The 19,676-nt window shown below is 61.8% G+C and carries 21 protein-coding genes; 3 read left to right on the top strand and 18 right to left on the bottom strand.

Annotated features, from left to right (window positions below):
- Positions 1–51: 51 nt before the first annotated feature.
- From NF876_RS20725 to NF876_RS20760, 8 genes are all read right to left on the bottom strand, one after another.
- Positions 52–1,806, bottom strand: coding sequence for a cytochrome c biogenesis protein DipZ (locus NF876_RS20725; RefSeq protein WP_262270531.1), 1,755 nt, complete (start codon positions 1,804–1,806; stop codon positions 52–54).
- A gap of 214 nt (positions 1,807–2,020) precedes the next feature.
- Entirely contained in the window at positions 2,021–3,367 is a 1,347-nt protein-coding gene (locus NF876_RS20730) for an ATP-binding protein (RefSeq protein WP_262270532.1), read from the bottom strand.
- Complete coding sequence (locus tag NF876_RS20735; RefSeq protein ID WP_262270533.1) at positions 3,364–4,104, bottom strand: response regulator; 741 nt, start codon at positions 4,102–4,104, stop codon at positions 3,364–3,366. The genes NF876_RS20730 and NF876_RS20735 overlap by 4 nt, the downstream gene beginning before the upstream one ends.
- 354 nt (positions 4,105–4,458) lie before the next feature.
- Positions 4,459–5,412, bottom strand: coding sequence for an alpha/beta fold hydrolase (locus tag NF876_RS20740; RefSeq protein WP_262270534.1), 954 nt, complete (start codon positions 5,410–5,412; stop codon positions 4,459–4,461).
- A gap of 29 nt (positions 5,413–5,441) precedes the next feature.
- Positions 5,442–5,663: a DUF2798 domain-containing protein gene (locus NF876_RS20745; protein ID WP_262270535.1), complete on the bottom strand. Its 222-nt coding sequence runs from the start codon at positions 5,661–5,663 to the stop codon at positions 5,442–5,444.
- 103 nt (positions 5,664–5,766) lie between these two features.
- Entirely contained in the window at positions 5,767–6,486 is a 720-nt protein-coding gene (locus tag NF876_RS20750; RefSeq protein WP_262270536.1) for a hypothetical protein, read from the bottom strand.
- 11 nt (positions 6,487–6,497) lie between these two features.
- The gene (locus NF876_RS20755; RefSeq protein ID WP_373696696.1) at positions 6,498–8,093 is read right to left on the bottom strand and encodes an MDR family MFS transporter; all 1,596 of its coding nucleotides are present in this window, start codon (positions 8,091–8,093) and stop codon (positions 6,498–6,500) included.
- Positions 8,094–8,140: 47 nt separating this feature from the next.
- Positions 8,141–9,310 (bottom strand): HlyD family secretion protein, encoded by a 1,170-nt coding sequence (locus NF876_RS20760; protein WP_262270538.1) that lies wholly within the window; start codon positions 9,308–9,310, stop codon positions 8,141–8,143.
- Positions 9,311–9,470: 160 nt separating this feature from the next.
- Between NF876_RS20760 and NF876_RS20765 the strand changes: the two genes are divergently transcribed.
- The gene (locus NF876_RS20765) at positions 9,471–10,148 is read left to right on the top strand and encodes a TetR/AcrR family transcriptional regulator (protein WP_262270574.1); all 678 of its coding nucleotides are present in this window, start codon (positions 9,471–9,473) and stop codon (positions 10,146–10,148) included.
- A gap of 105 nt (positions 10,149–10,253) precedes the next feature.
- Here the strand turns inward: NF876_RS20765 and NF876_RS20770 are convergent, their stop codons facing one another.
- Complete coding sequence (locus tag NF876_RS20770; RefSeq protein ID WP_262270539.1) at positions 10,254–11,450, bottom strand: MFS transporter; 1,197 nt, start codon at positions 11,448–11,450, stop codon at positions 10,254–10,256.
- 120 nt (positions 11,451–11,570) lie between these two features.
- Between NF876_RS20770 and NF876_RS20775 the strand changes: the two genes are divergently transcribed.
- Complete coding sequence (locus NF876_RS20775) at positions 11,571–11,963, top strand: ArsR/SmtB family transcription factor (RefSeq protein ID WP_262270540.1); 393 nt, start codon at positions 11,571–11,573, stop codon at positions 11,961–11,963.
- 75 nt (positions 11,964–12,038) lie between these two features.
- Here NF876_RS20775 and NF876_RS20780 read toward each other — a convergent pair whose 3' ends face one another.
- The 6 genes from NF876_RS20780 to NF876_RS20805 all read right to left on the bottom strand — a co-directional run bounded on the left by NF876_RS20780 (position 12,039) and on the right by NF876_RS20805 (position 15,535).
- Complete coding sequence (locus NF876_RS20780) at positions 12,039–12,863, bottom strand: SDR family NAD(P)-dependent oxidoreductase (RefSeq protein ID WP_262270541.1); 825 nt, start codon at positions 12,861–12,863, stop codon at positions 12,039–12,041.
- Between the two features lie 526 nt (positions 12,864–13,389).
- Positions 13,390–13,905 carry a peptide-methionine (S)-S-oxide reductase MsrA gene (msrA, locus tag NF876_RS20785; protein ID WP_262270542.1) on the bottom strand — a complete coding sequence of 172 codons (516 nt, stop codon included), beginning with the start codon at positions 13,903–13,905 and terminating at the stop codon, positions 13,390–13,392.
- Between the two features lie 2 nt (positions 13,906–13,907).
- Positions 13,908–14,360, bottom strand: coding sequence for a peptide-methionine (R)-S-oxide reductase MsrB (gene msrB, locus NF876_RS20790; protein ID WP_262270543.1), 453 nt, complete (start codon positions 14,358–14,360; stop codon positions 13,908–13,910).
- Between the two features lie 46 nt (positions 14,361–14,406).
- Positions 14,407–14,562: a DUF1127 domain-containing protein gene (locus tag NF876_RS20795; protein WP_262270544.1), complete on the bottom strand. Its 156-nt coding sequence runs from the start codon at positions 14,560–14,562 to the stop codon at positions 14,407–14,409.
- 142 nt (positions 14,563–14,704) lie between these two features.
- Positions 14,705–14,944 carry a carboxymuconolactone decarboxylase family protein gene (locus NF876_RS20800; protein ID WP_262270545.1) on the bottom strand — a complete coding sequence of 80 codons (240 nt, stop codon included), beginning with the start codon at positions 14,942–14,944 and terminating at the stop codon, positions 14,705–14,707.
- Positions 14,945–15,001: 57 nt separating this feature from the next.
- Positions 15,002–15,535, bottom strand: a complete 534-nt coding sequence (locus NF876_RS20805; RefSeq protein WP_262270546.1) for a YkgB family protein — start codon at positions 15,533–15,535, stop codon at positions 15,002–15,004.
- Between the two features lie 240 nt (positions 15,536–15,775).
- Here NF876_RS20805 and NF876_RS20810 point away from each other — a divergent pair, with 240 nt between their 5' ends.
- Positions 15,776–16,399: a TetR/AcrR family transcriptional regulator gene (locus NF876_RS20810; RefSeq protein WP_262270547.1), complete on the top strand. Its 624-nt coding sequence runs from the start codon at positions 15,776–15,778 to the stop codon at positions 16,397–16,399.
- A gap of 305 nt (positions 16,400–16,704) precedes the next feature.
- Here NF876_RS20810 and NF876_RS20815 read toward each other — a convergent pair whose 3' ends face one another.
- The 3 genes from NF876_RS20815 to NF876_RS20825 form a co-directional block, all read right to left on the bottom strand.
- The gene (locus NF876_RS20815) at positions 16,705–18,333 is read right to left on the bottom strand and encodes an NADP-dependent glyceraldehyde-3-phosphate dehydrogenase (RefSeq protein WP_262270548.1); all 1,629 of its coding nucleotides are present in this window, start codon (positions 18,331–18,333) and stop codon (positions 16,705–16,707) included.
- 450 nt (positions 18,334–18,783) lie between these two features.
- The gene (locus tag NF876_RS20820) at positions 18,784–19,194 is read right to left on the bottom strand and encodes a hypothetical protein (protein WP_262270549.1); all 411 of its coding nucleotides are present in this window, start codon (positions 19,192–19,194) and stop codon (positions 18,784–18,786) included.
- Between the two features lie 59 nt (positions 19,195–19,253).
- Complete coding sequence (locus tag NF876_RS20825; RefSeq protein WP_262270550.1) at positions 19,254–19,670, bottom strand: DNA-binding transcriptional response regulator; 417 nt, start codon at positions 19,668–19,670, stop codon at positions 19,254–19,256.
- Positions 19,671–19,676 lie beyond the last annotated feature (6 nt).

Consider the following 19,676-nt stretch of genomic DNA (forward strand, 5'->3'; position numbering starts at 1 on the left):
TCCGGCGAGGTCTGGGAGGATGCCGATCATCAATAAGCATTGCTATTCTCCTTAGCCGAATGTGAACACGTAAGCCGAGACGCCAGCATCGAGGAACCGAACCTCGAAGGTCCGCTCGTGGACCTCACCCCCTTGTCGGACTAACTGGTACAGCCGGGTTTCCGAGACTGTCCCGTTGCCGCTGGCATCAATGTCGGCACCGCGGCTCGCGCCCGGGGTTTTGCCATCAACGGTGACTTGGAACCGTATTGGTTTGCCGTCGGGACCGGGGCCGAGAACAAGATGCAGGTCCCTCGCCCGGAACTGGTAAGAAATTGCCCCTCCGGCCTGATTGAGCACAGCCTGCTCGGCTCCAACCGTCCAGTTTCCGGTGAGGCCCCACTGGTTGAGCCGCAACCGGCCCACTGTGTAGTCGCGTGCCTCATCGGCTTCGATCGTAGCAGGCGAGCCGAAGCCCGTGGCCCGCTGGTAGCCGATATAGGTCTCGCCGGATCTCGCCTGGTCAAGGTCGGGGGCGGCTTCCGCTCCTTGTGCATCCGGGGCCACGAAGCCGCCAGCGGTTCTGCGGCCGCCTTTTGCCTCGGCCAGCAACTCCTGGATGACCTGCTCCGACTCCTCGTAGTCCCCCTCGCCGAAGTGATGGTGCCGGATGCGCCCATCCCGATCGATGAAGTAGTGGGCAGGCCAATAGCTGTTCCCGAACGCGCGCCAGATCTTGAAGTCGTTGTCGATCGCCACCGGGTAGGTGATGCCGAAGTTCTGGATGGCTCGCTTCACATTGTCGATTTTTTTCTCGAAGGCAAACTCGGGGGCATGGACGCCGATCACAACCAAACCCTGGTCTTTGTACTTCTCAGCCCAGGCGCGCACGTAGGGCACTGTCCGGATGCAGTTGATGCAGGAGTACGTCCAGAAGTCGACGAGAACGATCTTGCCGCGCAACTGCTCAGCCGTTAGCGGCTCGGAGTTCAACCACTGCACAGCACCATTGAGGGACGGAAGCGTGCCTTCGATTGGCAGGCTGCTACGGTAGCTCTGGCGAGCATCGTTCGCGGCCAGCTGCATGCTCGTCGAAGCTGCGTTGGAGTTCGCATTGGCTCGGTCCAGCAAGGACTGTTCGATGCCGGCTGTGCTCGCATAGGACAGACGCGTCAAAAGGCCGGTGTCGAGGCCAAGGGTGATGGTTGCCACGCCGGCGAGAACCGCGGCACCCAAACCTTGCCGGATGCGGTGACCGAGACCGAGCGAGCGCTTCATCGCCGCAAACACCCGGCCCCCTGCCAGTACTGCCAGAGCTAAGGATGTTGCCGCGCCGGCGGCGTAGGTGGCCAAGAGGAAGGAGGTCTGCGGATTGGCGCCCTGGAGAGCGGCGCCCGTCAGAACCAATCCCAGGACCGGACCAGCACAGGGCGCCCACAACAGGCCTGTTGCCATGCCGAGCAGCAGGGATCCGCCCACGTTCGGCTTTGCAGTGGCAGCTGTACCCGACAGCCGTCCGCCGAGGGCGACGATCGGGCGGGTCAGGATGGCTGCTGCCCACGACGAGATCAGGGTCAGGCCGAACACCGCCAGCAGTGCAATGGCGGCCCAGCGTCCGATCTCGTTCGCACGCACCGCCCAACTTCCGCCCACGGCACCGAGCGTTGCGACCGCCGCGAAGGTCGCCGCCATGCCGACCATCATCGGCAGAATGCTGCGGACGAAGGGCTGGCCTGACCGCGAAAAGACAAACGGCAGAACTGGAAGAATACAGGGGCTGACAATGGTCAGCACTCCCGCCAGATAGGATATTACAAGCAGTGTCATGGTTGATCCCCTCGGCGCGGCCGATACGAAACCTTGTTTCGGCCGGTCTTGAACTCGCTTCAGAGGTGATCAGCGCAAAGTATCCTGCATGTTTCCTGGAGAGCCAGAATTGTAACCAAGTGTAGGGGAAGCAACCGATCCACCTATCGGAGGTGAATGGGTTGTCGATCGGTTGAGGCTATGGGTCAACCAACCGAATTCACGGCTGTCGATGTCATTCCGGTGGTGCACAACCGTGGGGTCCCCCAAGGGTGATCTCGGCGGCAAGCCCGCCTTCAGCTCTATTCCTGAGACGAAGCGAGCCGCCGATGACCCCTGCAAGCTGGTGCGCGATGGCCAGTCCGAGCCCAGTTCCACCGGTATTGCGGTTGCGGGACTGCTCAAGACGATAGAAGGGCTGCAGGACAGCCTCGAGCTGGGCTTCCGGAATGCCTGGCCCGTGATCGAGCACGGTGATACAGGTTCGGCCCTCAGGGGTTGTCCCCACCTTGACCTCTGCCTCACCGGCGAATTTGAGCGCGTTGTCGATGAGGTTCGTCACGATGCGCCGCAGTGCATGGGGCCGTGTCACGACCACGGCGTCGGTCGTCTCCGGAGCCGTAACGGCCTTTCCGGTGTCCTGATAATCGAAGACAATGCTTTCGACAAAAGAGCCGACGTCGATGCGGGCCGGCTTCTCGGCATTGCCGTGGGCGGTTCTGGCATAGGTGACGCCCTCCCGCACGAGCCGCTCGATCTCGGAAAGATCGCTGATCAGCTTGTCCTTCTCCGGGCTTTCCTCCGCCATCTCGGCCCGCAGTTTCATTCGCGTAATCGGGGTCTGAAGATCGTGGGAGATGGCGGCGAGGATCTGCACGCGTTCTTCCAGGTAGTGGGCAATCCGATCCCGCATGGCGTTGAAGGCCGTCGCCGCATAGGCAACTTCCTTCGGGCCGGTCTCCTCCAGCCGATCTGCCTTCTGGCCGGGATCCAATGCCTCGGCTGCATTGGCCAGCCGAAGAAGCGGTCTGATCGCCAGCCGCACCGCAAGGCCGGTGCAAACGATGAGGAGCAGGAGTTGTGTGAACAAGACGTAGGGGAGCCAGGCTGCCAAAGGCATCACCCTTGGCTTCAGGTCGATCGTAACCTGAGTTTGGTCGCTGAGCGTCACATGGGCCTGGAGACGGTACGGGTTGCCGGGGATGGTTTCAACGGTGACCGGAAAGCGCCGTCCCGCTGCCTCATTGATGGTTTCGGCGATCTCAGTGCCAAGGCTGCTGAGCTCGGGAACGCCGGGAAGACCTGGGCCGAGTTCATACCGGTAGTTCCCCCGCTCCAGCATCGTGATCCATTGCTGGCGTTCGCTCGCGGGGAGGCGGTCGAGCAGGGCAATCGAAGTGCCGACGTCCTTTTCCAGATTACCAAGCATCATCGTCTTGGCGGTCATGTAGCGCTCGAGAAACAGGACCCCGAAGGAAAGGGCGTGCGCGGCGGCCAGTCCAGCAAAGAGGATGAGAAACAGCCGCCACCGCAGGGTCCGCGGAAGATGAAAAAGCCTTTGAAGCCGGCCGACTGCGTTCATGGCCGGGCCGTGGTGATCTCAACCGGCATGGCGAGCACATAGCCTTCGGCGCGAACGGTCTTGATATACGCTGGCTCGCGGGCGTCGTCGCGCAGGCGCTGCCGCAGCCGGCTGACGAGCAGGTCGATCGAGCGGTCGAACAGTTCGGCTTCGCGCCCCTGGGTTAGATTGAGAAGCTGATCGCGGGAAAGGACCCGTTGCGGATGGTCGAGGAAAACGCGAAGCAGACGGTATTCAGCGCCACTTAGCGCAACAGCGGTTCCGTCCTTATCGAGGAGGTGCCTCATCGTCGTATCGAGCTGCCACGCGCCGAAAGTCAGCAACTGCCCGACTTCGGTCACCTGAAGGTTTGGCGGGAGCATGCGGGTACGGCGGAGGACCGCCTTGATCCGGGCAAGCAGTTCGCGTGCGGCGAAGGGTTTGATCAGATAGTCGTCGGCTCCCATCTCCAGGCCGACGATCCGGTCCGTCTCATCACTCCGTGCAGTGAGCATCAGGATCGGCGTGGATTTGTGCTTGCCCGCCCGGAGCTCCCGGCAGAGCACGAGCCCGTCGTCGCCGGGCATCATCACATCGAGGACGATCAGGTCGACCCGGTCGGCTTCGAGAAAGGACCGCATTTGCCGCCCATCTGCGGCAACCGTTACACGCAGGCCATTCTTCGTCAGATAGCCGGAAACAAGTTCCCGGATCTCTCGGTCGTCATCCACGATCAGGATGTGGTCTGTATGCTCCATACCCTCTATCCTCGAACTCTGCCTAATTGATTTTAGCAGTTCAATGGACCAGGAAACCACAGCCATCCAGAGAGATTTGTATCGATCTGTAACAGCCCCTGCAATGGATACAGGAGTTGACAAAATTCCGGTTAGTTTAAGGTAATCTCGTTGCGATTACGGCCGCAAAGACGCCTTCATCCGTCCAGGTTGGCACCGAGAACTGTGATTGACGGAGACCGCCAGAAGCTCCTGTACTGTCGGATCGGTCTTGAACAGCACCGTGGCCGCAGGTCGGGATTCCGGGCTCGTTGCTCCCGGCCCCAGCGTCCTCAAAGACTCTGGGGGGGAGCCCTAAGAACAGGACCCACGCGGTCATAGGAATGAGGCGCGAATCTCGTCAATAACCTGCATCGGGCTTTGCAGGTGGACGTAGTGTCCGACGCCGGGAAGAAGACGGATGTCCGCATTGATCTTTTGTGCGAACTCGACCCCCATTTCCTTTTTGATGTAGATATCCTGCTCGCCCCAAACCACTTTCACGGGCGTTTTCAGCTTTCCGGTGTTGGCTTCAAGGTAATCCTCATCTCGCGTGAAGTTGGAATAGTAGTGATAGAAGGCATCCGGCGGTGTCAATCCATCATGGCTCCAGCTGCTGGAAACGTCATCCTTGAGCTCAGTCGGCACCTCAAACTGCGCGTCCTTGGGAAGACCTCCCTTCACGGCAGTTTCGAGGATCTCGCCGCCGGTCCTGCTTTTGTAGGCAGCGAGCGTGGCACTTGCCGAAGGTTCGGACTTCAGACCTTGCAATCGGTCGTGCATGAACTGGGGCCGGTTGAACGGCGCGAAGTCCCCAACAATGATGGTCCTGGCGATGTGCGGATCGTCGAGAGCCGCGAGAAGCGCCGGGAGGGCTCCGATATCCGTTGCGTAGATCGTGAGCCCCGATGAAGCAATGTTCGCCTTCCTGATGTAATCCTGCAGAACACGCGCATAGTCTTTTGGCGCGTAGGAAAACTTGTCGGCCGGGGGCCTCGATGAAAGACCATAGCCCGGCCAGTCGATAGCGTGGACTTCGTAGTCCGTGGATAGCGCCAGGGCAACGTCTTTCCAGGCACACAGCGTCTCAGGAAATCCATGCAGGAGAAGCACGGTTCCCTTTGGATTCGCGGCATGCCCCACCATCCGTCTGAGCGTGATGTCCGGACCAACCTCGACATAGCCGATGTCCAGTTTCTGTGCTTGCGCCGGAGGAGTGACGTTGCATCCCCAGGCCGTCGAGGAACCGAGAACAAGAGCAAAGAGCGCGGGCAAAGATAGCTTGAACATGTCGGCATCCTCCATGTCTCGGTGTTGGTTCATTGAATCAGACGGTCGATCTGCGCCTGGAGCGCTGGACCGATCAGCAGGATCGCAGGAACCACAGCCACATAAGCAATACCCCAAGACCGCAACCATAATAGGGCGAACATCTCAGAGAAGCCCACATTGAGCGCGATAAGGACGAACGAGATGATCCCTGTCGTCACGACGCCCATCAGAAGGGCGAAGGCAATTTTCCGTTTCAATTTCACATTCATTCGTTTCTCCCATTAATTCGATAAGTCGGAGGCGGCGAAAATCGTGTTTGGCATGGCCCGTCGGTTGGGGGATCACAGCCGCCGTCGAGCCATGCGAGAGAGTCTAGGTGAACCGCACGTCACTGATGTCGATCGAGACCAGCAGAACATCCAAGTTCGGTCTGTGGTCGGGCCCGCGCAGATAGGCACGCCGCTTGCTGGCCAGGCGGATCCCATCCGCCTGGATGTAGTCGTGGACGATCTGCGCTGCCGCAAACCCGCCGGCGACATCGACGGCATAGTCATGCCGGCGCAGGGACAGGTCCTCTCCGAAGTAAAAAACCTGAACCCGACTGTGCGTGGCGATCGCGTCGGGAAACTCCACCCGCAGAACGCGCCAGGTCCGGCTCCCTTCGGTCCAGGGCTCGACCTCCTGGACCCGGACCCCCTCCATCGTGAACAGGAATGGGGTCGTCAGATAGGTCCACATGGCATAGCCGTTGAAGTAGGCCCGGTGCAGCGGGTCCCAGGGCGTGTCAAAGCTGTGCCCTCCAAACGAGGCTCGCGGGTCGAGCCGTTCGTTCACAACCGAGCCGTCGCTCCGGAGGATTGCGATCCGCTCAGGCGTATACTCCGTATGCCAGTCAGGATCGCCGAACGGCTTGAGTGAGGCGCGCTCCTCATGAAGGGACACGGTCATGCGGCGTGGGTTCGGGTCCTGGACCAGGCCCTTGAGGCCCCACAGCCCTCCGCCTGTGACGATCGTCGCCTCCACACGGGTAAGGCATCTCCAGCGATCAAGGCCACCGTGAGCCTCGATCACGTCTGCGAGCAGATCATTCATCACGATCCTCCTCAGTGAGCCCCACCCGCACCGGCAGCAGCCTGTACTTTACGGGTGATCAGCAGCGACAGTGCGGCCACGACCAGCAGGACACCAAGGATGGCATAGGTGTCGCTGAAGCCCATGATCAGAGCCTGGCGTCGCACGGCGGAGCCAAGGACCACGAGAGCTTTGTGTTGCGCTACGGCCGGATCGGAGACGCCGTGCGACACGAAGTAGTGTGTCAGATCGACAATCCTCTGACGCACCTCCTCACGGTAGATGGTTACCGACTGGCCGATGATGTTCGAATGGAACTGCTCACGCTTGGTCAGGATCGTGCCGAGGGCGGCGGTCCCCACCGCGCCGCCGAGGTTGCGCAGCATGTTGGATAGGCCCGAGGCGGCGCCGGCTTCACCGGGTGCAATACCGGCTGTGGTGATGGTGGTGATCGGCGTCAGCACCAAGGCCTGACCGATCGCCCGCACGATGTTCGGCACCCAAAGCTGGTCGCCGGCGGTGTCGGGCGACAGCGTGGTGTTCATGAAGCAGCTCGCCGCGAACAGACTGAGCCCCGCGATCGCGATGTAGCGGGGATCGTAGCGCTTCATGAGAAGCGGTACGAGCGGGATCAGCAGGAGCTGCGGCAATCCCGTCCAGGCGAGCACGTTACCGATCTGCTCGGCATTGTAGCGCTGCACCTGGCCGAGATACTGCGGCAGGATATAGACCGTGCCGAACAGGGCAATGCCGACGAACACCTGGGCGAGGACGCCGACGCCGAAGTTGCGGCGGGCCAGCAGCCGCAAATTGATGAGCGGCTTCCTGATCGTGAGTTCGATCGCCACGAAGGCGGCCAGGAACACCGCGGCCACGAGAGCGAGCTGGACGATGAAGGGTGAGGCGAACCAATCATCCTTGTTGCCTTCCTCAAGGACGGTCTGCAGCGCCGACAGTCCGATCGCCATGGTCAGGATGCCGGCCCAGTCGCCATCCTTCAGGAGCGACAGCTGCATCGGCTGGCGCTCGAGGGTGAAGGCAAGCGCCACCGCCATGATGATGCTGGGCGGCAGGTTGATGAAGAAGATTGTCTGCCAGCCATAGTTCTCGGTCAGATAGCCGCCGATGGTCGGGCCGATGGCCGGGGCAAAGGTGACCGACAGAGCAAACAGCGCCAGCCCGATCGGCTGCTGCGGCTTCGGCAGCTTGGTCAGGACCATGGTGAGCGCCATCGGGATCAGGATGCCGCCGGCGAAACCCTGAAGGCCGCGCATGACGATCATCGAGCCGAGGTCATGGGTGAAGGCGCAGGCGATCGAGAACAGCGGGAACAGGATCGTATTGGCGATGATGTAGCGTCGGAACGAGAAGACGCGGCTCAGGTAGTCCGTCAATGGGATCACCACGATCTCGCCGATCAGATAAGAAGTCGAGATCCAGGCCCCGTTGTCGACGCCGGTGCCGATGCCCCCCTCGATGTCAAGAAGCGAGGCATTGGTGATCTGGATGTTCAGGATCGCCATGAAGGCGCCGATCATGCCGGCCAGCACGGCCACCCACGCGGTCAGGCTGGCCTTATCCGCGGCGCGGGCGGCGGACGAGGGAGAATGCGGGGAATTGAGCGTCATATCGGACATGGCCGTGCCTCTGCCGAGTGGGTTGTCCTGCTTCCGGGCTATTCGTAGACGGCAGCCTTCGATGCCACCCGGTGCTCTGGCATTCTGGTGTCGATGCTGGGCGTGACCGACATGCCGGGCCTGAGCTGCCCGGCAAAGGGGCTGCCGCGGTCGAGAATAATCTTCACCGGAATGCGCTGCACCACCTTCGTGAAGTTGCCGGTGGCATTATCGGGCGGCAGCAGGGCGAACTCCTGTCCGCTGGCCGGCGCGATGCTGTCGACGTGACCGCTGAAGGTGGCGCCCGGGAAGGTGTCGACTTCGATCTCGACTGGCTGCCAGGTTCGGACGTCGGTCAGCTGCGTTTCCTTGAAGTTGGCGACGACATAGGTCGCGTCCACCGGCACCACGGCCATCAACTGTGTTCCGGCCTGGACGTACTGGCCGACCCGCAGCGTCCGGTTGCCAACGACCCCATCGACGGGCGCGGCAATGGTCGTGTAGGACAGGTTGAGCTCGGCCTGCTTGAGCGCCGCCCCGCTCCGGGCCAGCACCGCTTGTGCCTGAGCCAACTCAGCCTTCAGGACATCGGTCTGCCGGGTTGCGTTCGCGAGGGCTGCCTCGTCGCGTGTGACCGCCGCCCGAGCAGCCGCGATCCGGGAGGAGGCCTGCTGGGCGCTTTGGATGCTGCCGAACCCCTTCGTCGCGAGGGAGGTGTAGCGTTGGTCCTCCTGTTCGGCGAAGGCGGCATTGGCTTGGTCGACGGCCATTGTCGCGCGTGCCGCATCGATGAGTGACTGCTGAGCGGCGAGCGTGGCCTGCTTGTTGTCGACGGTCGCCTGGGCCGCGGTGACATCGGCCTTGGCCTGCACCAGAGCCACCGCATAGTCGCGATCGTCGATCCGGGCCAGGATCTGGCCAGCCTTGACGCGCTCATTATCGGCGACCAGCACAGTTGTGATGTAGCCCGGCACCTTGGGGGCGATCGTGGTGTTGTCGGCCCGGACATAGGCGTCGTCCGTCGACACTGTGAAGCGGCCCACTGCCCAGTAATGCCAGCCGTAATCGGCCGCTCCCGCCAGGGCAAGGAAACCCGCTCCAGCGAGCAGCAGGGTGCGCAGCCGGCGCTTGGCGCCCGACCGGCGGCCGGCGGCATCAGCCTGAGAAGGTGCAGCGCTGGGACCCTGCTCAGGCGCGCGGTTGCTCGGGCTTGGGCTGAGGAGTGCCAATACAGGCTTTTTGCCGAAAGGAGCAGCTGAGGGTTGGGACATTGCAAGACCCTTTTCCAACTGGAGGACCTGGACATCCGGGCCCGCATGTTTGGGAAACTTGTTGTTTTCCAAAATAAGCGCTCTATGCTGGCTGTCAACACAAATTTGGAAAACGGTTATGCGCGTAATTGCAGAGAAGACCCGACGCTCCAGGGGGCGGCCGCCCATCCGCCCCGATGAGGAAACCCGGCACCTGATCATCGAGGCCGCATCGCTGGAGTTCCGGGCAAACGGCTATGCTTCGACCAGCATGGCGGCTGTGGCCCAGCGGGCCGGGGTCTCGACCAAGACCATGTACCGCCTCATCCCCACCAAAGAGGATCTGTTCAAGTCCATGGTTTCCGAGCGGATTGGCCGGTTCATGCTCGCCGTTGATGAGACAGTTGTTGGCACCGTTGAGCTTGAGGCGGCGCTTGAACGCATTCTGTGTGCTTACGGCAGCCTGGCGCTCGACTCCGAGGTTATCGCCACCACACGACTTGTCATTAGCGAAAGCGACCGCTTCCCGGAACTCGGGAAAGCCTTCTCCGAGGGTGCTTTGAAGCGTACCACAGAGGCTATCGAGAGTTGGCTGCGGCGGCAACGCGAGGCCGGATTGCTTGTGCTCAGCGATCCTGCTGTCGCGGCCGATATGCTGCGCGGCATGATGGTCATGGAACCGCAGAGGGCCGTGATGCTGGGCCAACGCCACCCGCTCGATGCGGACGAGATCGCCACACGAGCCAGGATATGCGCCAGCCTGTTCCTGAATGGCTGCCGCCCCAGTGATCGGCCGACTGCAGAAGCTCTCAAATAAAGGCCGGGATGACGTTCGACTCGGCGAAGGTGCTTCACCGTTTTGGAAGGAGAGGCACCCAGGGAAGTTGACTGGGTGCGTCTCCGTTGAGTTCGTTGCCCTCGGTCAAGGCACCGAACCCTCCGAAAGCGCAGGCGATCTCCCGAGAGCGGGAAGCCGCCCTGTGGCAAGCACGATCAGGAGTGCGAGTGCGACCGGGATCGCTCCGACCCAACCCAGGTCAGCCGAGGTTCCCACGTTGATCACCGCACCGCCGAGAAGCGACCCGAGCGCGACACCCAGGTAAAGAGCCGAGGCGTTGAGCGACAGCGAAACCGGGGCGCTTGCAGGGTGGAGCGCCACAAGACGACTCGCCTGCGCCGGCAGCGTCATCCAGCCCATGATCCCCCACAGGACGGTCAGCCCAATGACGACCGGCCCAGCGAGAGCGGAACTAAGGAACTTGGTAGCCAGCGATATGATCGACAAGATTGCGCCGAGGCCGAAAACAGCGAAGATCGCGGTGGCCCGTGCACCGTACCGGTCCGCGACTTGACCGCCGACGAAGTTGCCGAGAGCGGCGCCCACGCCCCAAGCCAGCAGCAGGCCCGGGATGACTGTTGCCGGCAGCCCAGCCCCCTCGACGGCCAGCGGTGCGAGATATGTGAAGACGCTGAAGCCGCCGGTCATGGCCAAGAGGGTCGTGGCCAGAATCGGCAGTATTCCAGGCTTCACGATCGTCGTGGCGCGCTCCCGCAGCGGGATGCGGGTCCCCCGCAGATGAGCGGGAATCTTGGAAAGAATAGCCACCGCAGCGACGACACTCACGGCCGCAATCGCCGCGAACGTGCCGCGCCAGCCCGTCAGGGTCGCCAGCAGTGCACCGATCGGAGCCCCTAATGCGACCGCCACCGTCGTGCCACCCACGACCACGGCGATCGCGCGGGCCCGGCGTTCGGGAGGAGCGAGTGCAATGGCTGTGGCCTGTGCGGTGGCGGCATAAAGGCCCGCAGAGAGTGCCATGACCACACGGGTCAGGAGCAGAGCCTCGAACGAGGAGGTGAGGGCCGCAGCCAGGTTGCTCACCGCGAACAGGACCATGGTGGCGGTCAGAATGCGACGGCGGTCGATGTTTCCGAACAGTGTGGCCAGGACAGGCGAACCGAACGCGTAGGAAACAGAAAAAGCGGTGACGAGGGTTCCGCCCTGAGCGACGGAAATGCCCGCTTCCGCGGCGATGTCTGGCAGCAGGCCAGCGATCACGAAACCTTCCGTTCCAACCACGAAGGTGCCAAGCGCCAGCCAAATTAGGGGTGAGGTCACAGGAACTCTCCATTGTTCAAAGGTTGTTGAACATGTGAGCCGCCGGTGCGGGTTTGGCAAGACCTAATTCAATAATTGTTGAACATTGAAATCGTGGACTGCTAAGGCTACATCAGGCTCATGCGCGAACCTTTTCACCCATCTGCCGACTCGCTCGACCTTGCGGCCATCCTGGCCGCGCTGAGCGACCCGACCCGTCTGACCATTCTGCTTCGCTTGGCAGAAGCGGACGCGGACGTCCGATGCGGCGACTTCACGGACTTGGCCACTAAATCCAATCTCAGCTATCACTTCGCCAAGATGCGTGAGGCCGGGCTGGTGAGCCTGCGAAACGAGGGGACATCACGCTTCCTGGCGCTGCGCCGTGATGACATCGAGGGCCAATTTCCAGGCCTTCTTGATCAGCTGATTGCGTCCGCTCAGCGCATGGAAGGTAGGACGCGGAAGCCCCAGATTGCAGACTCGCCCGACGCACCCAGGAACCGGGCAAAGCGGAAGCCCGTTCAAGCCTGAACAGCCGCCCGTCCTTGCGCTCTCCCGGCAGGGCCGATCCAAAAGGGTTGATCGGTGCTATGAGTGGGCAGGCTCCTAGGAGGCCCGGCGGACCTGCTCGCTCACTATATTGTACCGCTTAGCCGGCTTGGTCCGCGAGAGCTTGTTGGCCATCGCCCGCCGAGCTGCATCGTAGGCATCCCACTCGGACTTATCTTCCAGTGCGGGGACGGTAACGGTCTCGCCCTGATCCAGACCGGCCAGCGCAGCATCGACCAGGTCCGGCGCCGCCATAACGATCTCTGAAGGGAGGTTGCTCACCGGCAGCCCGGCGACGTCCCAAAACTCCGTCGCTGTCGCCCCAGGCAGGACCGCCTGGATCCGCACGCCCTTGTCCGCCAGTTCGTGCTGCAGAGACTGGCTGAAGGCGAGCACGAACGCCTTGGATCCTCCGTAGACACCATTGAGGGTTTCCGGCGAGATCGCGACGATGGAGGCAATGTTGATGATCGTGCCGCTGCCGCGCTCCACAAAAGCCGGGGCGGCCGCGTAGGTCAGGCGGGTCAGCGCCAGGACATTCAACCGGATCATCCGGTCCATCGCGTCAACATTCGAGGCCAGCAGCGGCGCCGCTCCGCCGATTCCGGCGTTGTTCACGAGCATCGAGATCGTGCCGTTGGTCCGCAGGACCGTCTCGACCCGACGGAGATCTGCGTCGTCGTTCAGATCAGCTGGCACGATCTCGACCGAACGGCCGGTCTCGTCGCGCAAGCGGGTCGCCAGCTGCTCGAGGCGGCTCTGGTTGCGCGCCACAAGGATCAGATCGTAGCCGCGCCGGGCTAGGCGATCGGCATAGATGGCGCCGATGCCGGACGAGGCGCCGGTGATCAGGGCGGTACCTAGAGATGTCTGTGTACCCATGTGTATCTCCTGTTGCTTAGGGTTCGAGCGACTGTGGCCGCAATGGTTGTGAGAGATATGGTTGTGTTCACCGGCCTGCCCTGAGATCAGACTTCGATGATGGTCAAGGGCACGAGGGAGGTCCTGCCAGATTTCAACATGAGATCAGATCCCTTCAGCGAACCGGCACAAGCGTAGACCTGCCGAGAGCGTGAGGACCTGGTGAGACTCGCGCCGCGGCCGCGGGCACTCAAATGCCCCGCTGGTCGTCAGCATGCCGGTGTCGGCGTAGCGCCGGAAGCTCCCAGAGGTCTTGGTCGCGACATCATGAGCCTAATGCCCATCGACGCCTAGTCAGCGACTGTCCCGAAATTGCGGGAGCTTGTCGGAGCTTGCGGATATTGTCGACGCGGATCGTATCACCGCGGCCAATGTCCCCAATCAGACAGATAGTCTGGGTAGGACGGGCCCGGAGTGCTCCGGGCCCGTCCGTGTAGAGGCAAATTACAGGCTCTTGGGTAGAGATCATTGCCCAGTATTTTTAGTCCTATGCGGCAGTGCTGCGGCGCGGCAGCTTCCAGCCCGGTCGGATGAAGTGGCAGGTGTAGCCATTCGGAAGCCGCTCGAGATAGTCCTGATGCTCTGGCTCGGCTTCCCAGAAGTCGCCCGCCGGCTCAAGTTCCGTGACCACCTTGCCTGGCCATAGGCCCGAGGCATCCACATCGGCGATCGTGTCCTCGGCCACCTGGCGCTGTTCGTCCGAGGTGTAGAAGATTGCCGAGCGGTAGCTCAGGCCGATGTCATTGCCCTGCCGGTTCTTCGTGCTCGGGTCATGGATCTGGAAGAAGAACTCCAGCAGGTCGCGGAAACTCGTCTTCTGCGGATCGAAGATGATCTCGATCGCCTCTGCGTGCGTGCCGTGGTTGCGGTAGGTCGCATTCGGCACGTCCCCGCCGGAATACCCGACGCGGGTGGAGACGACACCAGGGCGGCGTCGGATGAGATCCTGCATGCCCCAGAAGCACCCTCCGGCCAGGATGGCCCGCTCAGTTACACCAGTCATGTTCATTCTCCTTTCTCTGCAAAGAGCTTGCGAAACTCGCTGTAGCCTTCGCTCTCCAGCTCATCCAGGTGGACGAACCGTAGCGAGGCCGAGTTGATGCAGTAGCGTAGGCCGCCGGCCTCTTGCGGTCCATCTGGGAACACGTGTCCGAGATGGCTGTCACCGTGGGCTGACCGCACCTCGGTTCGCACCATCCCGTGGCTCGTGTCGCGGTTCTCGACGACGTTTCCAACATCGATCGGTTTGGTGAAGCTGGGCCAGCCGCTCCGACTCTCGAACTTGTCAAACGAGGCGAACAAGGGCTCGCCCGACACGACGTCGACATAGAGTCCAGGCTCCTTATTGTCCCAATATGCATTGGCGAATGGCCGTTCGGTCCCGTCCTGCTGCGTCACCCGGTACTGCTCAGGGGTCAGACAGGACACAACCTCGGGGTTTCTGTGATAGGTCTTCATCGGCTGCACTCTTTCCGTCGTGAGAACGATGGGTTCAGGAAGTGGTTTACGAGACTGCGTTCTGGCGTGCGATCGCATCGATCTCGTGCCGGGCAATGCCAAGATCATCAAGTTCGCGATCGGTGAATTGCATCGGCTCGCGGACGGTCTCGCGATAGCGCCGGTAGGCGCGGATCTTGGAAAGAAGAAAAGTAACAAACATGGGAAACTCCTAATGTTGAACCGGCCAACACGGCCGATATGAGGAAGGGTGTCCCGCCCTCACCACAATGATCCGCAATCCTCAAATGGACGGATCGTCGAGGGGAGGGCGGAGCCGTGGGGAGGCTCCGCCCAGTCTTCGGTCAGGCGGCGCGGGCCGCAGGAGTCACTCGCGGGAGGTCGAGCTCAGTCCTGAACGCCTTGTTGCCTTCGTAGGGGACTCCGTTGGCGGCGATGTTGAGCACGATCTCGATAATCTGCTGATCGGAATATCCAGCGTCGCGTAAGGCCTGCACCACGCCGATCTTGGCCGTGACACTGTCAAATCGACCGTTTGTCTTGCCGACGGCATTAGGTTGGACCGTGGGAATGCGTTGCGTCATAGTCAGCTTCCTGTGCGCTCAAGATCCGGATGGGTGCCACTGAATTGTCCGGGCCAGTCAGACGCGGGTGGAGCGGAGCGCCGCGAGCGAGTCGACGGCAATCCAGGCCGAGAGGGCGAGCAGGCCGATGTCCTTGAGCAGGAACTGCCCGGGGGCGACCGAGATTGCCGGAAAGCCCATATCCGCCACGAACACGCCCGGCGTCGTCACCATGAAGCTGAGCGTGGTCACGAAAAGACCGGCCGAGAGCAGTCCGCCGGCGAGCGAGTACACCGGGCTGACGAGCCGGGCTGCGATCAAGGCGCCGATGCTAAGCTCGATCACACCGAGGAAGCTGGAAAAGCCCCGCACGCTGAGGAGGGAATAAGCCCAGCTCAGAAACGGACTGTTGCCGACGAGGCCGGTCAGGCCCTGCGCCTCATAGGCGGTGAACTTCATGCCGCCAAACCAAGCATACACCACGACCAGCGAGGCATAGAGGCCTGCCGTGGTGACGCTTCGACCGTAGCGGTCGACCAGATCGAGAGGGGTAGCGCCGCGGCCCGCGAGGCTCGGATACGCTGGAGCGATATGGACAGATATATGAGACATGGTCTTCTCCTGGGTGGTGCGCGTTGAGCGATCCGACGGCTTACCGAAGGACGAACGATACCGATCTGTATCGATAACGTCTTAAGTAAACAGGTCTGTATCATTTAGCAAGCCAGCTGTGGTTGCATTTTTGGAGGCCAGGTCTTGCACGTTTGCTGCGAATGTCACGGTCCGAGCTTGTTTTTGTCTGAGATCGCCGCTACATAACGATACAGATTTGTTCATTACGATGAGGCGGATATGCGCCGTTCCGAAATCCGGGATCACCTGCTTGAGACCGCGCTGCGGCTGTTCAACCAGCACGGCTATACCGCGACAGGCGTCGATCTGATCATCGCTGAGGCCAAGGTCGCCAAGACGACCCTGTACCGGCACTTCGAGACGAAGGAGGACCTGATCTTGGCGGCTCTCGAGCGGCAGGACGAGCAGGCCCGTGACGCCATGCGGGCCTTTGTCGAGCAGCGTGCGAGCGATCCGGTCGGGCGCCTGCTGGCGACGTTCGACTACCTTGAGGCCTGGCTCCGGGATGAGCAGTTCCGCGGCTGCCCGTTCGTCAGTGCGGCCGGGGAGCATAAGGACACTGCCAACCCTGTGTTCCGCGCGGCGGCGCTGCACAAGCGCCTGACGCTGGCGTATTTTGAGGAGCTTGCCCACGCGGCGCGGTTTGCCGAGCCGAAGCGGATGGCGGCCGAGATCAACATGCTGCACGAGGGGGCGACCGCGGTGGCCCAGATGACCCGCACCGCCGAGCCCGCCCGGCAGGCCAAGCGCATGGCGGCCCAACTGCTCGCCGCGGAAGGGCAGATCGGCGAGCCATCGTCCGCCCGGAGAGAAGGCCCCAGACAGCGAGCTCAGGTGTCCTGATCTTGGTCGCCCTCATCAGAGACCTGGTCTTGCAGGCGCCAAGGGAGATTGAGAGCCTGTCATCCTTGCCGAGTTGCACTGACCGCGCCCAGTCGTGTCCTTGGCTTTCGGGTCATCAGCTACCACGGTGAGATGTAGCTTTTCTGCCCCTTCTGCCGAAGTCTGCAGCGCTCTGTAGCGGCGGCTTAATGCAAGTCCGAAGCAATCATGCTTGTGGCCTCACGTGCAGCCCCGGGGACGAACTTGGAGGCGGCAACCAGTTCCGTATCATCGAGATCGAAGAGCCCATAGCTGTCAACCGTGTGTCAGAAGATGAACCGGGTGTTGATGAAGTTGGAGGCCTGCGTAGCAACGATTGCTTCGAGCAGATCCTTGTTGGGCTGTGTTTCCTTCGTGGCGATCATCGAGCGGATCGAGAACGAGCGTAACGCATCCGTCACCGACAGCGTGCCCTCGGCGGAGTCCTTGCGCCCGGTGAAGGGGAAGACGTCTGGGCCGCGCTGGCACTGGCAGTCGATGTTGACCCGGCACACCTGATTGACGAGCGGATCGACCAGCCGGCCGATCTGATCCGGGTTAGAGCTGAAGATGCTCACCTGCTGGCCATGCTCGGACGTGGTGACGTACTCGAGCGCCATCTCAAGATCTTCGAACGGCATCACCGGCACGACAGGCCCAAACTGCTCTTCGCGATAGAGCTTCATGCCCTCCTCGACAGGATAAACCACCGCCGGATAGAATATGGTGCCGGCGACACTACCACCATCCTCGTTTACAACCCGAGCCCCTTTGGCCTTGGCGTCCTCCACCAGAGCTGTCATGTGGCTGGTCTTGCCAGCCTCAGGCAGGGGCGTGATGTTGACGCCCTTCTCCCACGGCATGCCAACCTTGAGTTTGCTCACCTCCTCGCTGAACCGGCGCAGGAACGGCTCGACGATCGATCGGTGGACGATCAGCATCTTCAGCGCCGTGCAGCGTTGGCCGTTGAAGGTCAGGGTTCCGATCAGGCACTCCTTGACCGCGAGCTCGATGTCGGCATCCGGCAGGACGATGGCGGCATTCTTGGCGTCGAGGCCGAGAATAGCCCGCAGGCGGTTCACCTTCGGGTGCAGCTTCTTGAGATGATCTGCGACCTTGCTCGAGCCGATCAGGGCCAGAACGTTGACTTGGCCTGTGTCGAGCAGACGGGGCACAACCACCGAGCCGCGTCCGTACACCATGTTGACCACGCCTTTGGGGAAGGCGCTCTGGAAAGCCTCCATCAGCGGGTAGAACAAAAGTGCGCCAAACCGGGGCGGCTTGAAAACCACGGTATTGCCCATGAGGAGGGCCGGGATCAGGGTCGCAAAGGTCTCGTTGAGGGGATAGTTGTATGGTCCCATGCACAGCACCACCCCGAGCGGGGTGCGCCGGATCTGGCCGATGGTGCCTTCGACGATCGTGAACCGGGAGTTGCTGTTGTCGAGCTCCTTCAGGGCGGTGACGGTTGCCCGGATGTAGTCGACCGTCCGGTCGAACTCCTTCGCGGAGTCCGCTCTGGGTTTGCCGATCTCCCACACGATCAGTTCGACGACCTCCTGCCGCCGGCTGATCATCTGGTTGGTGAAGTCCTGCAGGCAGGCAATCCGCTCGGCCACCGTCATGGTGGGCCACAGACCGCGGCCGTCGTCATAGGCGGCCACGGCAGCGTTGAGGGCCTCGATAGCCTCCTGCTCGCCGCCGGAGGGTACGCTTCCGAGTTCGATCTGCTCGAGTTTGCCGTTCGACTTGCGGACGCAGACCGGCGACCGCACGGGGTCGATGGGGCCCTCCCAAGCCTTGAGCTCGCCATTCACGAGGCAGGTCCGCTGGTGAATGGGCGGAGGAGGGCGGTGCTCAGCCCGGATCTCGCTGTCCTGAGGAAAGAGCTGTTTCAAGGCATCGGAGTTGGCCATGTCCTGCCTCCTGTGCTGCCCTCAATCTATTCGATCAGCAGGGCGTATCTGTGAGTCATACACCATTCAGTCAGTCCAGCCTGGACGAGAGCTAGCCAAGGATTGCGCCGTTGCGCCCCGGATTGCGGTAATCTCCGTCCTCTCAACATTTTCCTGCAGGACGTAGTTGAAGACCCCACTAAGTCCCTTCCCTGCAGGTGGCCACCTCCGCTAGGGTCTGTAGCCTGTTTCTTCCCTCAACTTGGCCCTCTCATCGGAATGCTGGCTTCCTTTTGTGTGAGCCGCGCCTTGTCGAGACAATCAGTTGGCCTAGAGAAACAGTGGCAGATAGAGTCCACCAATCACGAGCATCAGCGTGAGCACGGCAGTAACCGACGCCCAGAGGGAACCTTGGTCATTATTGTGGTCCATAGGATTGTCCTCACTCGCGTGGCGGCGCAGCCGTGCTGTTCAGGTTGCCTGTCCGTTTTGAGATGAGATGTTCCGCGTTTTGGTCTCTTGCGCTGCGCCCACGATCATCTCGACAGCAGCAGCGAGCTCGCTCTGGCTGAACTCGTAGCTTCCGATGCTGTCGATGGACGTCTGGTGCAGCCAGTCGACGACCTCGATCCAGAATGGCGGCACGTCAGGAGTGATGTCTGCCCGACGCAGTTCGATCAGGTGGACTTCAAGCCGCCCGATCCGCATCATGACAAAGGAGCGCGCGGTAGCGGTGTCCTCGGCCCGGAACACGAGGTGGACATAGGCCCGCATAATGCGCTGCTTGACATCATCAGCGCAGAGATCCGACACAAGTGGCGAGTCGATGCATGCGTGCTCTGCGACGGCATGGGTGAACTGTACGGTTACCGGGGTGAACATTGTTATTCTCTCCAAATCAAAGGCGCTGCTTGCCCGCTGGTGCGGTCAAGTGGCTCGGTTCAGGCAGCGAGGCTCAGCGGATTGGCGTCCGCGGGAACTGCAGGTTTCTGCGCCACGGCGACGTCCCGAATGGCCTCCAATGCATTGGCCAGGGACGGCTCCTTCAGGACAAGATGGCCCTGGCCGGAGAGACGCTCGTGGGAGGTGGCAATCACTGCAGCTCGATCGGGATGGCTGTCATGGTACTCGTCAGCCAAAATCCATCCATCAATCAGGCCGGGCAGGGTGGCCCGGGTGTAAAGCCAATCAATGGGGTGCCGCCAATCGCGAAGAAGGTAGAACGCCTGCTCACCATTGACAGCCGCCACCACTTCAAATCCGTTCACTCGCAAGCGCTGTGCGAGGCTCTCCCGGAGGGCCGCATTGGTGTCCACGATGAGGATGCGCTCGTGGATTCCTTTGGTTGATCGTGACACGTGAGC

The organism is Microvirga yunnanensis (genome assembly GCF_025460875.1).

Bases quoted from the DNA above. Each gene is read 5' to 3' on its own strand.
- NF876_RS20725 (WP_262270531.1), bottom strand. From the start codon at position 1,806: ATGACACTGCTTGTAATATCCTATCTGGCGGGAGTGCTGACCATTGTC.
- NF876_RS20730 (WP_262270532.1), bottom strand. From the start codon at position 3,367: ATGAACGCAGTCGGCCGGCTTCAAAGGCTTTTTCATCTTCCGCGGACC.
- NF876_RS20735 (WP_262270533.1), bottom strand. From the start codon at position 4,104: ATGGAGCATACAGACCACATCCTGATCGTGGATGACGACCGAGAGATC.
- NF876_RS20740 (WP_262270534.1), bottom strand. From the start codon at position 5,412: ATGTTCAAGCTATCTTTGCCCGCGCTCTTTGCTCTTGTTCTCGGTTCC.
- NF876_RS20745 (WP_262270535.1), bottom strand. From the start codon at position 5,663: ATGAATGTGAAATTGAAACGGAAAATTGCCTTCGCCCTTCTGATGGGC.
- NF876_RS20750 (WP_262270536.1), bottom strand. From the start codon at position 6,486: ATGAATGATCTGCTCGCAGACGTGATCGAGGCTCACGGTGGCCTTGAT.
- NF876_RS20755 (WP_373696696.1), bottom strand. From the start codon at position 8,093: ATGACGCTCAATTCCCCGCATTCTCCCTCGTCCGCCGCCCGCGCCGCG.
- NF876_RS20765 (WP_262270574.1), top strand. From the start codon at position 9,471: ATGCGCGTAATTGCAGAGAAGACCCGACGCTCCAGGGGGCGGCCGCCC.
- NF876_RS20775 (WP_262270540.1), top strand. From the start codon at position 11,571: ATGCGCGAACCTTTTCACCCATCTGCCGACTCGCTCGACCTTGCGGCC.
- NF876_RS20780 (WP_262270541.1), bottom strand. From the start codon at position 12,863: ATGGGTACACAGACATCTCTAGGTACCGCCCTGATCACCGGCGCCTCG.
- msrA (WP_262270542.1), bottom strand. From the start codon at position 13,905: ATGACTGGTGTAACTGAGCGGGCCATCCTGGCCGGAGGGTGCTTCTGG.
- msrB (WP_262270543.1), bottom strand. From the start codon at position 14,360: ATGAAGACCTATCACAGAAACCCCGAGGTTGTGTCCTGTCTGACCCCT.
- NF876_RS20795 (WP_262270544.1), bottom strand. From the start codon at position 14,562: ATGTTTGTTACTTTTCTTCTTTCCAAGATCCGCGCCTACCGGCGCTAT.
- NF876_RS20800 (WP_262270545.1), bottom strand. From the start codon at position 14,944: ATGACGCAACGCATTCCCACGGTCCAACCTAATGCCGTCGGCAAGACA.
- NF876_RS20805 (WP_262270546.1), bottom strand. From the start codon at position 15,535: ATGTCTCATATATCTGTCCATATCGCTCCAGCGTATCCGAGCCTCGCG.
- NF876_RS20810 (WP_262270547.1), top strand. From the start codon at position 15,776: ATGCGCCGTTCCGAAATCCGGGATCACCTGCTTGAGACCGCGCTGCGG.
- NF876_RS20815 (WP_262270548.1), bottom strand. From the start codon at position 18,333: ATGGCCAACTCCGATGCCTTGAAACAGCTCTTTCCTCAGGACAGCGAG.
- NF876_RS20820 (WP_262270549.1), bottom strand. From the start codon at position 19,194: ATGTTCACCCCGGTAACCGTACAGTTCACCCATGCCGTCGCAGAGCAC.